Source organism: Variovorax sp. E3, from assembly GCF_016082275.1.
Taxonomy (GTDB): Bacteria; Pseudomonadota; Gammaproteobacteria; order Burkholderiales; family Burkholderiaceae_C; genus Variovorax.
The window spans coordinates 1-15,787 of the sequence record NZ_MOWM01000169.1; the positions used below are offsets into that span (position 1 = coordinate 1).

The 15,787-nt window shown below is 68.0% G+C and carries 9 protein-coding genes and 1 pseudogene; 2 read left to right on the plus strand and 8 right to left on the minus strand.

Features of this window, described 5'->3' with window-relative positions:
• On the minus strand, nucleotides 1-4,065 hold a 4,065-nt coding region (locus tag BMG07_RS34740; protein WP_198088321.1), incomplete at its 3' end, for an Ig-like domain-containing protein.
• A 493-nt stretch (nucleotides 4,066-4,558) separates the two neighbouring features.
• Between BMG07_RS34740 and BMG07_RS34745 the strand changes: the two genes are divergently transcribed.
• Nucleotides 4,559-5,647 (plus strand): AraC family transcriptional regulator, encoded by a 1,089-nt coding sequence (locus BMG07_RS34745; protein WP_198088322.1) that lies wholly within the window; start codon nucleotides 4,559-4,561, stop codon nucleotides 5,645-5,647.
• Between the two features lie 294 nt (nucleotides 5,648-5,941).
• Here BMG07_RS34745 and BMG07_RS34750 read toward each other — a convergent pair whose 3' ends face one another.
• From BMG07_RS34750 to BMG07_RS34775, 6 genes are read right to left on the minus strand one after another with little or no spacing between them, the layout of a single operon-like run.
• Nucleotides 5,942-6,688 (minus strand): 1-acyl-sn-glycerol-3-phosphate acyltransferase, encoded by a 747-nt coding sequence (locus BMG07_RS34750; protein WP_198088323.1) that lies wholly within the window; start codon nucleotides 6,686-6,688, stop codon nucleotides 5,942-5,944.
• Nucleotides 6,689-6,710: 22 nt separating this feature from the next.
• Nucleotides 6,711-7,997 (minus strand): dihydroorotase, encoded by a 1,287-nt coding sequence (locus tag BMG07_RS34755; protein ID WP_198088324.1) that lies wholly within the window; start codon nucleotides 7,995-7,997, stop codon nucleotides 6,711-6,713.
• The gene (locus tag BMG07_RS34760; RefSeq protein WP_198088325.1) at nucleotides 7,994-8,956 is read right to left on the minus strand and encodes an aspartate carbamoyltransferase catalytic subunit; all 963 of its coding nucleotides are present in this window, start codon (nucleotides 8,954-8,956) and stop codon (nucleotides 7,994-7,996) included. Before BMG07_RS34760 ends, BMG07_RS34755 begins: the two co-directional genes overlap by 4 nt.
• Nucleotides 8,956-9,453, minus strand: a complete 498-nt coding sequence (gene pyrR, locus BMG07_RS34765) for a bifunctional pyr operon transcriptional regulator/uracil phosphoribosyltransferase PyrR (protein WP_198088326.1) — start codon at nucleotides 9,451-9,453, stop codon at nucleotides 8,956-8,958. Before pyrR ends, BMG07_RS34760 begins: the two co-directional genes overlap by 1 nt.
• Nucleotides 9,450-9,902, minus strand: coding sequence for a Holliday junction resolvase RuvX (ruvX, locus tag BMG07_RS34770; protein ID WP_198088328.1), 453 nt, complete (start codon nucleotides 9,900-9,902; stop codon nucleotides 9,450-9,452). The genes pyrR and ruvX overlap by 4 nt, the downstream gene beginning before the upstream one ends.
• A gap of 8 nt (nucleotides 9,903-9,910) precedes the next feature.
• The gene (locus BMG07_RS34775) at nucleotides 9,911-10,510 is read right to left on the minus strand and encodes a YqgE/AlgH family protein (RefSeq protein ID WP_198088327.1); all 600 of its coding nucleotides are present in this window, start codon (nucleotides 10,508-10,510) and stop codon (nucleotides 9,911-9,913) included.
• Here BMG07_RS34775 and BMG07_RS34780 point away from each other — a divergent pair.
• Nucleotides 10,511-12,002: pseudogene (locus BMG07_RS34780) on the plus strand (deoxyribodipyrimidine photo-lyase); the annotation flags it as partial.
• A gap of 72 nt (nucleotides 12,003-12,074) precedes the next feature.
• On the opposite strand, the gene BMG07_RS34785 reads toward BMG07_RS34780, so the two are convergent.
• The coding region (locus tag BMG07_RS34785) for a response regulator (protein ID WP_269759694.1) at nucleotides 12,075-15,787 on the minus strand (3,713 nt) is incomplete at its 5' end.

Sequence of the window (15,787 nt, forward strand, 5' to 3'; positions counted from 1 at the left end):
CTCGCCCTTGCCGCCTATGCCCGCGCCGTTGTTCACGGTGACGGTCGGCGCAACAGGTGCCACCTGATCGCCGCCGACGACGCTGACCGGCGGCGAGACATTGCCGGCCGGATCGGTCGCGGTGACGGTGCCCTTCTGGCCTTCGCCTACCGGATTCGGCGTGACCTGCCAGTTGCCGTTCTTGTCCACCGTGGTGGTGGTGACCCGATCGTTGTCGCCCTTGATGGTGACGGTAGAGCCGGGCTCGCCGATGCCACCCATGCCAGTGCCGTTGTTCACGCCGACGGTCGGTGCGACAGGCGCATGCGTGTCGACCACGAGCTGGAACGGATCGGAGTTGGTGATCTTGTCGCCGGCACCGCTAAAGAGTTCCGCAACGTAGGCATGAGCGCCGTCCGGCACCGTGTCGAGCTTGAATTCCCAGGACTTCTTGTCGGCCAGGATCGTCGCGGTTCCCAGCAACACACCGTTCTCGTGAATGAGGATGGAGTCACCTTGGTCCGGCCCGGAGAGCACGCCGTGGAGCACCGGCTTGGGGTCGTTGGTGGTTTTCCCGTCCGTGAGCATGCCGGTGTTCGGCGCCACGTTGTCTTCGAACCCCGTGATCACGACCACGAAGTCGCCCGAATCCCCCTCGGGAGCGGCCACCGTGAAAGAGAAGTCGGCGGACCGCAGCCCCTCGTTGCCGGCCGCGTCCACGACGATGGCGTGGAACGAATGGGCGGCATTGTTGGACAGCTTGTCCAGCTGATAGCTCCATGTGCCATCGGCCCCGACCTTGGCGTTCCCCAACAAGGTCGTTCCCTCGTAGATGTGCAGGAAATCGCCAGCCACCAGCCCCGACGAAGTGCCCTTGAGCAACGGCGTCTGGTCGTTCGTGATGGTGCCCTGGCCGAAGTCGCCGGTCTGCGCTTCGACGTTGTCGTAGTAGGAAACGACGGCCACCTTGTAGCCGTCCACCGGGCTGGTCGTGTCGACGACGACCTGCTTGGTCACCGAGCTTTCGTTGCCCGCGATGTCCTTGCTCTTCACGGTGACCGCGAAGGGGCCGTCCGTCGAAGGTACCGGGAAGTCGATCGACACCGAGCCACGGGTCACGTCGTCCGCGCTCAGCGTGACGGTCTTGGTGGTGCCGCCGCCGGTGGCGGTGATGACATCGCCCACCGCCGCGCCGGACACCAGCGTGACCTTCACGCCAATGCCCGAGCCGAGCTCGGCCTTGTTGATGAAGCCGTCGCCATTGGCGTCGGCAACGATGGCGATGCTGACTTCCGGGGCCTTGCCGTCCACCGTGACGGTGGCGGGCGTGCTGGCGTTGCCGGCCTTGTCGGTGGAAACGACGCTCAGCGTGTCGCCGTCGTTCGAGGGCGTGCCCGGCTTGATTTCGTAGTGGCCGTTGACATCGGCCACGGCGCTGCCGATGGCCTTGCCCGCGCCGTCGCTGACGACGACGCTGCTGCCGGCTTCGGCCGTGCCGCTGACGACGGTGCCGTTGGTCGGGTCGACCGTAGGCAGTGCGGGAGCCTGCACATCCACAGTCAGCGAAAAAGCGTTCGAGGTGATGCCTTCGTTGCTTGCGGCATCGACGATCCTGGCGCTGTAGGTGTGCTCGCCGACCGACGTTGCTGCCAGCGCGAAGCTCCATGTCTGGCCCGTCACGCTGGCCGTGCCCAGCAGGGTCGTGCCCTCGAAGACTTGCACCACGTCGCCCTGGACCAGGCCCGCAACCGTGCCCTTGAGCACCGGCTTGGTGTCGTTGGTGCTCGTGCCCGTGCCGAAGTCGCCGGTGGCCAGCGGCACGTCGTCCGTGTAGGCCGTGATGGCCACGCTGTAGCCGTCCGCCGCGCTGGGCGCATGCGTGTCGACGACGAGGGCGAACGGCGTGGACGTGGCCAGCTTGTCACCGGCGCCGTCGAGATATTGCGCAACGTAGGTATGCACGCCGTCCGCCGTGGTGCCGAGTGCGAACTCCCAGCTCTTGTTGTCGGGCAGGATGCTGGCGGTACCGAGCAAGACATCGTTCTCGAAGATGCGAATGATGTCGGCATGGCTCGGACCGTCGAGCGTGCCCTTGAGCACGGGCTTGGCATCGTTCGTGGCCGCGCCCGACTGGAACGTGCCGGTGCCCGGGTCCTGGTGGTCTTCGAAGGCCGTGATGGCCACGCTGTGCTCTTCCAACGCTCCACCCGCGACGAACACCGAGAACACGAAGTTGTTGGACCGCAGGCCTTCGTTGCCCGCGGCATCCACGATGGCCGCCTGGAAGGAATAGCCGTTCCTGTTGGCCAGCACTTCCGACTGGTATGTCCACGTGTCGTCGGCCGCCACCTCGGCGCTGCCGACCAGGACCCCGTCCCGATAGATGCGCAGCGAATCACCCGCAACGAGGCCCGACGACGTGCCCTTGAGCATGGGCTTGTCGTCGTTGGTGACGGTGCCGGCGCCGAAGTCGCCGAGCCCCACACCGAAGTTGTCGTTGTAGGCCACGATGGCCACCTGGTAGCCATCGACCGGGCTGACGGTGTCCACGACCACGGATTGCACGGCGGCCGTGCTTTCGTTGCCTGCAAGGTCCTTGCTCTTCACGGTGACGACATACGGGCCGTCTGCCGTGGGCGCCGGAAGATCGATCGACACCGAGCCACGGGTCACATCGTCCGCGGACAGCGTGACTGTCTTGGTGGTGGTGCCGCCGGTGGCGGTGATGACATCGCCCACGGCAGCGCCGGACACCAGCGTGACCTTGACGCCGACACCCGCCTTGACTTCGGTTGCATTGAGCAGCCCGTCGCCATTCGTGTCGGAAGTGAAGGCAACGCTGATTTGCGGGGCCTTGCCGTCAACGATGACGGTGGCGGGTACGCTGGGGTTGCCGGCCTTGTCGGTGGCGGTGACGCTCAGCGTGTCGCCGTCGCTCGAGGGCGCGCCCGGCTTGATGCTGTAGTGGCCGCTGCCGTCTGCCGCGCCGCTGCCGATCGTCTGGCCCTTGCCGTCCTTGACGGTGACGATGCTGTCGGCTTCCGCGGTGCCGGAAACGATGCTGCCGTTGGTGGGGGCCACGGTCGGGGCGCCGGGCGCCACGTGGTCGCCACCGACAACGCCGACCGGCGGCGAGACATTGCCTGCCGGATCGGTGGCGATGATGGTGCCGCCCTGGCCCTCGCCCACCGGGTTGGGAACGATTTTCCAGTCGCCGTTGTTGTCCACCGTGGTCGTCGTGGTGTGGCCCTTGTCGTCCGTGACGGCAACGGTCGAGCCAGGCTCGCCCTTGCCGCCCAAGGCCGCTCCGTTGTTCACGGTAACGCTCGGCGCCACGGGCGCATCGATGTCGCGCATGACGAACGGAACCACCGTGTCCGGCCCCTGGTTGCCCGACGGATCGGTGGCATGCACCACGACATTGCCGCCCGGTTGCCGGCCAGCGGCCGACGTCGCGCTGAAGCTGCCGTCGCTGCCCGCGATCACCTTGACGACGGTGCCGTCGGGGAAGTTCACGGAGACGGTGCTGCCGGCCTCGGCCTGGCCGGTGACGACGACGGCGCCCGTTGCGTTGGCCGTGACCTTGACGGTGGGTGCCGTTGGCGGCGTGGTGTCGGGCGTCACGGGCTGGAGCAGAGGCAGGGGACCAGCGCCCCCCTTTCCACCGCCGCCGCCGCCACCCACCGCACTGGCCAGAAGGCCCGCGCCCGCGATCCACGGCAACATGCCGAGGTCGAAGCTCTCGTGCAGCAGCAGCGGCTCGATACTGTCGATGCCCTGGAAGCCCGCCACCAGTTCGCCCTGCGCGTCGGACAACGACGCCAGCCAGAGCGCGCCGTTTGCGTCGGAGTCTTCAAACACGAGGTCGTTCTTGCCGCCGCCGAACGCGGTGAAGAAGCCATGCACCGTGATGACCTCCCCGGCCACCGAAGTCACGACGAGATCGTCGCCCACGCGCTTCATGCCCTTGATCTGGCTGCGCGGCATGCGGATCTGCACCACGGAGGCCTCGACCAGCTGGATATCGTTCAATGAAGAAGTGCTGCTGGCTGCGCTTTTCTTGGCGGTAATGGTGATCGTCGTCATGAATTTCAGATGAATTGAATTGCTGATGGCCGGACGTGATGCGCCGAACGGCCAAATAAATCTGGCGTTCGATTCGGATCGGTTTTGGGGTCGGCGGGGACCGCCAGATTTGCCACCGCTGCTCTGTTGTGCGTTGCACAAACGGGAACTAAAGTGGCAACCTGGAAATTGCCGAACGGTGATTCTTTTCTTTCGGCTTGGCTGCCAAAAGGTTCCTTCGCGACACGCCTCGGTTAAATTGCGAGTGCATAGGTGCACCGCAGCAAGCGTTTTCAAATTCCGGGCATTAATTCCGAGGGTTAATGCCCAGTCGAATAGAAAACAACAATTAACTTCGCGCCTGATTCATGCCGTTTTCGTGCAGAAATGTGATTTTTTGCGCCCGAAGGTTAATCTTGCGCATGCGAAGTCTGTTTTTAATCAAGGCCCGCGCAAAAACATCGGGCTGTACGCCCTTCAAATCGCATCCACCAACGAGGCCCATCAGGCGCATATGAGGTTCGGAAACCGCCGCAGCCTGATCACCAGGCTGGAAGACCGCTGCTTCCCGATGCACGGCACGGCCGCGTGCGTGATGGCGTTGTCGCAAAGCGGCGCGTCCCCGGCCGAAATGCTGCGGGGCACCGGCATCGACGAAAGCGAGCTGCTGTCGCATTCGCGCAAGGTCTCGTATGCGCAGATGCAGACCATTCTTCGCAACTCGGTGGCGCTGTCGCCCGGGCCGGAGGCGGCGTTCCTGGCGGGGCTGCGGGTCAGCCTTGCCTCGCTGGGCGTGTGGGGCATGGGCATGACGAGCGCGCGCACCTACCGTGAGCTGTCGGAGTTCGTGGTCAAGTACCAGTGGGTGCTGGGCCCGATGGTCGCGTTCGACTGCCACGAGGGCGGCGGCAACGCCTGGTGGACGTACACGCCACTGCTGGTTTCGGACCCGCAAAGCGCCGAATACCAGCTGTCGATGGAATTCACCATCTGCATGGCGTACAAGCTGTCCGAAATCGCCTTCGGCCCCGAGTTCAGGCCGCGCTTGGTTTCGCTGCGGTACGACGCGCCCGCGCACGCGCACCTGTACACGCGGTTCTTCGGCTGTCCCGTGCGCTTCGGCCAGCCGGCGGACAGCTTCTATTTCGACCCCGCGTTTCTCGAGCGCAAGCTGCCGAATGCCAACGCCATCAGCATGACGATGGTGCGCATCGGCTGCGACGTGCTGCTGAAAAAACTCTCGGCCCGCGGCAGCATCGAGTCGCGCGTGCGCGAGCTGCTTCGGGAGCAGTCGGCGGAAAAGCCCGCGCTCGACGTCGAGGAGGTCGCGGACGAACTCGAAATGAACCCGCGCACGCTGCAGCGCAAGCTCAAGGAGGCGGGCACGTCGTTTCGCGGACTGCGCTCCGACGTGCTGATGGACCAGGCCATTGCCTACCTGCGCGACACGGACATGACGCAGGAAGAAATCGCGGCCCGGCTGGGGTTCAGCGACGGCTCCAACTTCAGGCAGGCCTTCAAGCGCTGGACCAACCAGCAGCCCGGCGCGTTCCGCTCGAAGGGCGAACCGGACGCGCCGGACACCGACCCCGAGCACGTGTAGGCACGCGCCCACGCGCTTGTCTAGCTTTTTCCCGCATGTGTGGGCCGCGTGGGCGGCCACCCTTCAGGCTTACCTATTCACCGGAGACCTGAATCATGAAAAGCATCATCCTTTGGCTTTGCGGCGTGCCGTTGATCGTGATCATCGGACTGAAGGTCTTCGGCATTCTCTGAACCCGACCACTCGCCCCTCGGCCAGGCAACCAGCCAGCAAACGGTTCCTCCTCACGGCGCATCCGCGCCGTTCAGCGCCCCTCTTGCGGGGCGCTTTTTTGGCCCGGCCGGTGATGGTGCGTCAGTGCGTTTCGCGGCGCAGCTGCTGCACGTCTTCATGCAGCGACTGGGCCCATTCGCGGCGGTCGCGGCCATGCGAGTCCTGCGGCTCGCCGAAGCGCACGATGGCCAGCAGCGGCGGCGCGCGCAGCGTGTTCCACAGCGAGGCCACGAGGCTGTCGTCGTCGATGTAGCGCGGGGCCTGGCTGGTCTCGCCGGTGGCGGCATCGGCAAAACGAAGCGCGGCCGGCAGCACCGGCGCGCCCGACGAAATGGCGGCCTGCAGCAAGTTGGCATGGAACGGCAGCAGGCCGCGCCCGTCGCTGGTGGTGCCTTCGGGGAAGACGCCGATCAGGTCGCCTTCGCGCAGCGCCTCGGTCATGTGATGCACCACGCGCAGTGCGTCGCGGCGGCGCTCGCGCTCGATGTAGAGCGTGCCCGAGCCGGTGGAAAGCGTGCCGATCAGCGGCCAGTTCTTGACGTCCGACTTCGACACGAAGCGCACGTGGCGCGCCGCATGCAGGCAGGTGATGTCGAGCCACGACAGGTGGTTGCAGATGAGCAGCACCGGCCCCTGGGCAGGCGGCGTGCCCTGCACCTTGAGCGTGATGCCCATGATCTGGAGCATGCGCACCGACCACGCCTGCACGCGCGCATTGCGCTCTTCCTGCGGCAGGCTGGGAAAGGTGCGGCGAATGGTCCACCAGCCGACCAGCGCGTGCCCCACCGCGTGCAGCAGACGCGAGCAGGCTTTCAGTGAATGAAGCATCTGGACGTGCGCCCCGGGGGCCTCAGCCGTGCACCACGCGGCCGGCCACCAGCGTGTGGCGCGCGCGGCCTTGCACCGGGTAGCCGGCGAACGGCGTGTGCTTGCCCTGGCTCTTGAGCGCATCGGGCCGCACCTGCCACTCCAGCGTGGGATCGAAGATGCACAGGTCGGCCACGCCGCCTTCGGACAGCCGGCCGATGCCGGTGCCCGCGTCGGCGGCCGCCAGCAGGCGCGCCGGCGCCGAGGTGATGACTTCGACCGCGCGCGCCAGGCCGACGCCGCTGCGCTCGCCCCACTGCAGCGCGAGCGGCAGCAGCAGCTCGAGCCCGGTGGCGCCCGCTTCGGCTTCGGCGAAAGGCAGGGTCTTGGCGTCGGCCTCGACCGGCGTGTGGTCGGACACCAGCGCGTCGATGGTGCCGTCGGCCAGCGCGGCCGACAGGGCCTCGCGGTCGCCGTGCTGGCGCAGCGGCGGGTTCAGGCGGGCACGGCTGTCGAAGTAGCCGATGTCGGTGTCGGCCAGGTGCAGCGAGTTGATGCTGACGTCGCAGGTCAGCGGCAGGCCCAGCGCCTTGGCTTCGCGCACCAGCGCCACGCCGCGCGCGCTGGAAATGCGGCACAGGTGCACGCGGGCGCCCGTGCTCTTCATCAGCTCGATGATGGTGAAGATGGCAATGGTCTCGGCCGACACCGGCACGCCGGCCAGGCCGAGCCGCGTGGCGAGCGGGCCGCTGGCGGCCACGCCCTTGCCCAGGTCGCGGTCTTGCGGGCGCAGCCACACGGTGTAGTCGAAGGTGCTGGCGTAGAGCAGCGCGCGCTGCAGCACCTGCGTGTCGGCCAGCGCCACGTCGGCCTGGCTGAAGCCGATGCAGCCGGCTTCGGTGAGCTCGGCCATTTCGGTGAGCACGCCGCCGGCCAGGCCGCGCGTGAGCGCACCCAGCGGGAACAGGCGCGCGCACTGCAGCTTCTCTGCACGGAACTTGAGCATCTCGACCAGGCCGGGCTCGTCGAGCACGGGGTCGGTGTCGGGCGGGCACACAAGGCTGGTCACGCCGCCGGCAATGGCCGCGGCCATTTCGCTTTCGAGCATGCCTTCGTGCTCGTAGCCGGGCTCGCGCAGGCGCGCGGCCAGGTCGACCAGGCCGGGCGCGACGACGCAGCCCGTGGCGTCGATGGTGCGCTCGGCCTTGAAGCCGGCGGGCACATTGCCGCCGATGCCGGCGATCTTGCCGTCGGCGATGGCGATGTCGGCCTTCCTGTCGGTGCCCGATGCGGGATCGACGACGCGGCCGTTGGTGATCAGTGTGTTCATGCTTCGTTTCCTGCCACGATGCTCATGACGGCCATTCGGACCGCGATGCCGAAAGTGACCTGCGGAAGGATCACGCTCTGGCGGCCGTCGACCACGGCCGAATCGATTTCCACGCCGCGATTGATCGGCCCCGGGTGCATCACGATGGCGTCGCTCTTGGCCAGCTGCAGCTTCTCGGGCGTGAGGCCGTAAGTCTTGAAGAACTCCTGCGACGACGGCAGCAGCGCGCCGCTCATGCGCTCGTTCTGCAGGCGCAGCATGATGATGACGTCGCAGTCCTTGATGCCCTCTTCGAGCGTGTGGCACACGCGCACGCCCATGCCGGCCATGTCGCTCGGCACGAGGGTCTTGGGGCCGACCACGCGCACCTCGGCGCAGCCCAGCGTGGTCAATGCATGGATGTCCGAACGCGCCACGCGCGAATGCAGCACGTCGCCGACGATCGCGACCGTGAGGTTCGCAAAGTCTTTCTTGTAGTGGCGGATCGTGTACATGTCGAGCAGCCCCTGCGTGGGGTGCGCGTGGCGGCCGTCGCCGGCGTTCACCACGTGCACGTGGGGTGCCACGTGCTGCGCGATCAGGTACGGCGCGCCCGACTCGCTGTGGCGCACCACGAACAGGTCGGCGGCCATGGCGCTCAGGTTGGCGATGGTGTCCAGCAGCGACTCGCCCTTGGTGGCCGAGGAGCGCGCGATGTCCAGGTTGATGACGTCGGCACTCAGGCGCTTGGCCGCGATCTCGAAGGTGGTGCGGGTGCGCGTGCTGTTCTCGAAGAACAGGTTGAACACGCTCTTGCCGCGCAGCAGCGGCACCTTCTTCACCTCGCGGTCGCTCACGCTCGTGAAGTTGGCGGCCGTGTCGAGGATGTGCGTGACGATGTCCTTGGGCAGGCCCTCGATCGACAGCAGGTGAATGAGCTCGCCGTTCTTGTTGAGCTGCGGATTTCGCTTGTAGAGCATCAGCGGTTCTCCTCGACCTTCAGGCTGAAGGCGCCGTCGTCGGCGCGTGCGAGTGCCAGCAACTGGGTGGCCGGCAAGGTGAGCGTGGTGGCGGCGAAGTCGGCCGCCACGGGCAGTTCGCGACCGCCACGGTCGACCAGCACCGCCAGGCGCACGCACGCCGGGCGGCCGAAGTCGAACAGTTCGTTGAGCACGGCGCGGATGGTGCGGCCGGTGTAGAGCACGTCGTCGAGCAGCAGCACGTCGGTGCCGTTCACGTCGAAGGGCAGCGCGGTCTGCGCGCTGGCCGACAGGCCCCGGCGCGCGAAGTCGTCGCGGTGCATGGCCGACGAGATGACGCCGGGCGCGCCGCCCAGGCCCAGGTCTTTTTGCAGCCGCTCGACCAGCCAGGCGCCGCCGGAGGTGATGCCGACCAGCTTGGTTTCGGGGCGCATCAGCGTCTTCACGCCGGCAAGCAGCTGGGTGTAGAGCGCTTCGGCATCGGGAATTGAACTCACGTGAGACTCCTCAAGAATTGCTCCAGGATGATGCAGGCCGAAGCAGCATCGGCATCGCGCGCGCCCGACGACAGGGCCTCGGTGGTGCTGTAGCGCTCGTCGACCTCGAACACCTGGAGATTGAAACGGCCGCGCAGCTGGCGCGCGAACTTCTGCGCGCGGCGGGTGTTCTCGTGCGGGGCGCCGTCGGGGTGGTAGGGCACGCCGATCACCAGCGCGTCGGGCTGCCACTCCTTGATGCGCGCCTCGACCTGCGCAAAGCGGGCGTCGCCCTCGGCCTTGATGGTGGCCTGCGGGGTGGCCGTGCTCAGCAACCGGTTGCCGCTGGCCACGCCCGTGCGCTTCAGGCCGAAATCGAAGGCCAGGAAGGTCTGGAAATGGGCCGGAACGGGAACCGGAGCAGGGACGGCAGGAACGGAAGCGGGAGGGGATGCGGGCGCGTCGGACATGACGTCGCTCATGCGTGGCCCGCGTCGGGCGACAGCTTCCAGGCCTCCAGGCCCAGCAGCATCAGCGCCTTGTCGTAGCGCTGCTCGACCGGGGTGTCGAAGATCACGGCCGGGTCGGCGCCGACGGTGAGCCAGCTGTTCTCGGCCAGTTCCGACTCGAGCTGGCCCTCGCCCCAGGCCGAATAGCCCAGCGAGACCAGCACCTTGCGCGGGCCGGCGCCGGTGGCCAGGGCCTCCAGCACGTCCTTGGAGGTGGTCATTTCGAGCCCGCCTGGGATGCTCATGGTCGAGGCGTAGACCGACTCCTCGGGTTTCTCGGCCTGGGTGAAGACCGGCTCGTGCAGCACGAAGCCGCGCTCGGTCTGCACGGGGCCGCCCTGGAAGACGGGGGCCTCGCCCAGTTCGGGGCGGGCCAGGTGCAGCTCGATTTTTTCGAACAGCACCTTCAGGTTGATGTCGCTGGGTTTGTTGATCACCAGCCCGAGCGCGCCGCGCTCGCTGTGTTCGCAGAGGTACACGACGCTGCGGTTGAAAGTTTTGTCTTCCATCCCGGGCATCGCTATCAAAAAGTGATGCGTGAGGTTCATCGGGGCAGAATCGGCAGCCATATGCCCCCGATTTTACTGGCCGTCGACAAGACCTATCCCAAAGCTCATGTGGTTCCGCCGCGACCTGCGCGTGGACGACAACGCCGCCCTCTACCGTGCCCTTCGCGCCTGCCGCCAGGTGGTCTGCGTTTTCGTCTTCGACAAGGCGATTCTCGATGCGCTGCCCACGGTCGACCGGCGGGTGGAATTCATCCGCGAGTCGCTGGTGGAGCTCGAAGCCGAGCTGCGCGCGCTGGGCGGCGGGCTGATCGTGCGGCACGGCATCGCGGCGCACGAGATTCCCGCGCTGGCCCACGACCTGGACGTGCAGGCCGTGTTCGCCAACCGCGACGACGAGCCCGACGCGCTGGAGCGCGACGCCAAGGTGTTCGGCGCGCTGGCCAATGCCGGCGTGACCTTTCACACCTACAAGGACTCGACCGTCTTCGACCGCGACGAGGTCATGACCAAGACCGGCCAGCCCTACACGGTGTTCACGCCCTACAAGCGGGCCTGGCTGGCCAAGGTCGACTCGTTCTTCCTCAAGTCGTACCCGGTGCGCAGCCATGCCGACGCGCTGGCGCCCTCGCCCCAGGCCTACGGCGAGCCGGTGCCCACGCTGCGCGAAATCGGCTTCGAGAAAAGCAACCTGTCGACGCTCGAGATTCCCACGGGCACCCAGGGCGCGGGCACGCTGTTCGAAGACTTCTTCGAGCGCATCGACCGCTACGACGAGGCGCGCAACTTTCCGGCGGTGCGCGGCCCCAGCTACATGGGCGTGCACCTGCGCTTCGGCACGGTGTCGATCCGGCAGATGGCCAGCCTGGCGCACCAGCTCTCGCTGCAGGGCAATGCGGGCGCGGCGACCTGGCTCAGCGAGCTGATCTGGCGCGACTTCTACTTCCAGATCCTGATGCACTTTCCCCACGTGCACACGGGCGGCGAGTCGAAGAGCTTCCGCCCCGAGTACGACAAGATCCAGTGGCACCACGGCAAGCACGCCGACCAGCTGTTCGAGGCCTGGTGCGAAGGCCGCACCGGCTACCCGCTGGTGGACGCGGCCATGCTGCAGATCAACCAGAGCGGCTACATGCACAACCGCCTGCGCATGGTGGTCGCGAGCTTTTTGTGCAAGGACCTGGGGCTGGACTGGCGGCGCGGCGAGGCCTACTTCGCGCTGCACCTGAACGACTTCGAGCTGGCGTCGAACAACGGCGGCTGGCAGTGGGCCAGCTCCAGCGGCTGCGACGCGCAGCCCTATTTCCGCATCTTCAACCCGGTGACGCAGAGCGAGCGCTTCGACCCCGAAGGCAAGTTCATCCGCCGCTACCTGCCGCAGCTGGCGGGGCTGTCGAACGCGGCCATCCACGCGCCGTGGAACGCCACGCCGGTGGAGCTGGAGGCGGCGGGCATCAAGCTCGGCGAGAACTACCCCAAGCCGGTGGTCGACCACACCGAGGCGCGCGAGAAGACGCTGCAGCGCTACGGGGTGGCGCGAGCGAAGGCGCTGCAAAATAAAAAGGGGCCGCGAAGGCCCCTTTTGCATGCACGCGCGCTGAACGCGCGAGGTGGCGCCCGACAGATGTCAGGCCGCGGCCGCCAGCGCCGGCTCGCTCGTGTAGGCACGCACCAGGCGCAGCAGCTCTTCTTCCGAATACGGCTTGCCCAGGTAGTGGTTCACGCCCAGCGTGCGCGCGTAGTCGCGGTGCTTCTCGGCGATGCGCGAGGTGATCATGATGATCGGCAGCTCGGCCAGGGCCGCGTCGGCGCGGATGTTGCGGGCCAGGTCGAAGCCGTCCATGCGCGGCATCTCGATGTCCGACAGCACCACCGCCGGGCGCTCCTGCTGCAGGCGCTCGAGCGCCTGCAGGCCGTCGGCCGCGAGCGACACGCGATAGCCTTCGCGCTGCAGCAGACGCTGCGTGACGCGGCGCACGGTGATGGAGTCGTCCACCACCAGCACCAGCGGCACTTGCGGTGCCACGGGGGCCAGCACCGGCAACGGCTCCTGCGGCGCGCCGTGCTCGGCCGATGCGGCATTCGCCGGTGCTGCGGCCAGCGCGGCGGCCTGGCGCTCGCGCGCCTGCTCGCCGTGCACCGCGGCCAGCGCCACCGGGTTGTAGATCAGCGCCACCGCGCCCGAGGCCAGCACCGAGATGCCGGCCAGTCCGGGCAGCCGCGCCAGCTGCGGGCCGAGGTTCTTCACCACGACTTCCTGGTTGCCCAGCACTTCGTCCACGTGCAGCGCCACGCGCTGTGCCGCGCTTCGCACGACGACCAGCGTGTTGTTCTTGGGCGCCGCGTGTTCGCCGCGGGTCGAGGCCTGCAGCAGCGCGCCGGCCCAGTAGAACGGCACCTGTTCGCTGCCGAACGGATGGCTGTTGTGCAGGTAGGCGGCTTCCAGGTCGGAGCCGCTCACGCGCTGCACCAGTTCCACCAGGTTCGACGGCACGCCGATCGACACCTCGCCCGCGCGCAGCATCACCACGTGCGTCACGGCGGTGGTCAGCGGCAGCACCAGCTTGAAGGTGGTGCCCTGGCCCGGCGTGCTGTGCGTTTCGATACGGCCGCCGAGCGCCGCGATCTGCGCGCGCACCACGTCCATGCCGATGCCGCGGCCGGCCAGCTCGGACACCTGTCCGGCGGTCGAGAAACCGGGCTTGAAGATCAGCTCGGTGGCTTCTTCGGCCGACAGTTCCTGGTCGTGGCCGAGCAGGCCCAGAACGCGGGCGCGCTCGGCGATGCGCTTCTGGTCGAGGCCCGCGCCGTCGTCGCGGAAGCTCACCGAGACGTCGTTGCCTTCATGGTGCAGGTCGATGACGATCAGGCCGCTGGCGTCCTTGCCGGCCTTCTCGCGCGCCGCGGCGTCTTCGATGCCGTGGGCCACGCAGTTGCGCAGCAAGTGCTCGAAGGCGGGCGTCATGCGGTCCAGCACGCCGCGGTCCATTTCGATGGAGCCGCCGACGATGTCCAGGCGCACCTGCTTGCCGGTGTCCTTCGAGGCCTGGCGCACCACGCGGTAGAGGCGATCGGAAATGCCTTCGAACTCCACCATGCGCGTGCGCAGCAGGCCGCGCTGCAGTTCGCGCGTCTGGCGCGCCTGCACGCTGAGGTCGTCTTCCGTGGCCTGCACCGTCTTCTGCAGGGTGCGCTGCACGGTGGCCACGTCGTTCACCGACTCGGCCATCATGCGGGTCAGTTCCTGCACGCGGGTGAAGCGGTCGAACTCCAGCGGGTCGAAGCTCTGCTGCGAGTCCTTGGCTTGCGCCAGGCGCGACTGCATCTGGCTTTCGGCCTGCACTTCGATGTCGCGCAACTGCTGGCGCAGGCGGTCCAGGTTGCCCGTGAGGTCGGACAGCGAGCCACGCAGCTGGCCCAGTTCGGCCTCCAGGCGCGAACGCGTGATGATGACCTCGCCGGTCTGCGCGACCAGGCGGTCGAGCAGCTGGGTGCGAATGCGCACGGCCTGGCCCGATGCGGCGCGCAGCGGTGCGAGCAGCGCGGGCGCCGGGCGCGGTTGCAGCGTCGTGGGCGCGGCGTGTGCGGCATCTTCGGCCGTGTCGTCTTCGTTGCCGAAAACAGGCGCGGCGGTTTCATCGTTCGCCGGCAGGCCGGCGTCGGGCGAAACATGCACCAGCTGGGCCGCCGGCGCCGAGGCGCTGGCCGAAGCCACGAGCTGGGCCAGTTCGACCTGCGTGGCGTCGTCGGCCGCGCGCAGCGCGTCGAAGGTGGCCTGCAGCGCGTCGAGGCGGCCGAGCAGCTTTTCGATGTCGGCACGCTCGGCGCCCTGCGAACCCAGGAGTTCGATCTCGGACTCCATGCGGTGCGCGCGTTCGCCCAGGCGCATGGCGCCGGCCAGGCGCGCGCTGCCCTTGAGCGTGTGCAGCGTGCGCAGCACCGAGGCGCGCGGCGCGCTGTCGTCGGGGTGGTGCGCCCACTGGCGCAGCGATTCGCCCAGCTGGGGCAGCAGGTCGGCAGCCTCTTCCTCGAAGATCGGGAACAGGTCGACGTCGACCGCGTCGGCCAGGTCGATGGCGTCTTCGGAATCGTCCAGCGCCACGTCGGCGATGGTGTCGCTCGACACCACCTGGTGCAGCGGCCGGGCTTCGGCGCGCATGGCGATCTCGGTGGGCATCGGCGAATTGGCGATGTCGCGCAGCGCCTGCAGCGTGCCTTCGGCCGGGTCGCGCAGGAAGCCGACCGCGAACTGGTGCAGCAGGCGGCGCAGCTCGTCGGCGGCGGCCACCAACACCATGCCCTGCTCACGCGTGCCGCTGCCCTGCATCTGCAGGTGCTGCAGCGCCGATTCGAGCAGGCGGGCCATGCCCGACAGGCTGTGGAAACCGACGGTGGCCGAACTGCCGGCCAGCGAGTGGGCCAACGCCACGGTCGAGTCGGGCAGGCGCTCGTGCGATTCGAGCGCCCACTCGCCCACGTCGGTGGCCAACTGGCGCGACCATTCGTCGGCTTCGTTGAGGTAGACGTTGTAGAGCTGGATGCCGATGCGCAGCGGACCGATCACCTTGACCTGGTCTTCGGCGCTGGAGGCAACGGCGATTTCCTGGACGGCTTCCGGGGCCGGCACGGGCGCCTCCGAAACCTCGGGGGCCGCATGCTCCGCATGGGCCACGACGGGTTCGGGCACGTCGTCGGCGACGAGGATCTGCGGCTCGACGGGCGCGGCGGGCGCTTCGACGATGGGCGCGACCACTTCGGCGATCACCGGTTCGGGTGTGGGTTCTGGTTCGGGTTCCGGCGCGACTGCCAGCTCGGACGCGGGCTCCGGCTCGGCGACCGCCAGTTGCGGTTCGGGCTCGGGCTCGGAAACCGGCGCTTCTTCTTCATGCACCGGCGGTGCCACGGCTTCGATGATCTCGGGCTCGCCCGGCTGCACATGCAGCGGCTCGGGCTCGGGCTCCCAGGCGAGGTCGGGCAGGCTGGTCGCGGTCGGCAGCGCGGCTTCGATGCCGGGCGACGGTTCGGGTTCGGTTCCGGTTTCGGGCACGACGAACTCGAGCGGGTCGGGTTCGGCGGCAGCCACGGGTTCCGCGCGCGCCGGCATCTTCACCGGCGCCAGGAAGTCGTACTCGTCGCCGCTGGGCAGGCTCAGCAGCGGGGCCGGCTCGGTGGTCTGCTTGGCGTCGAAGTCGATGAAGTCGGTCGACGCGAAATCGTCGTCGGCCTCGGGGCGCCGGACGGCGCCGGGGCATGCCAGTCCAGCGGCTCGAGCGCGGCGGGCGGCACGGGGCCCGACGCGAGCGTCAGGTCGGGCAGGTCGGGCAGGTCCGGCAGTTCGGG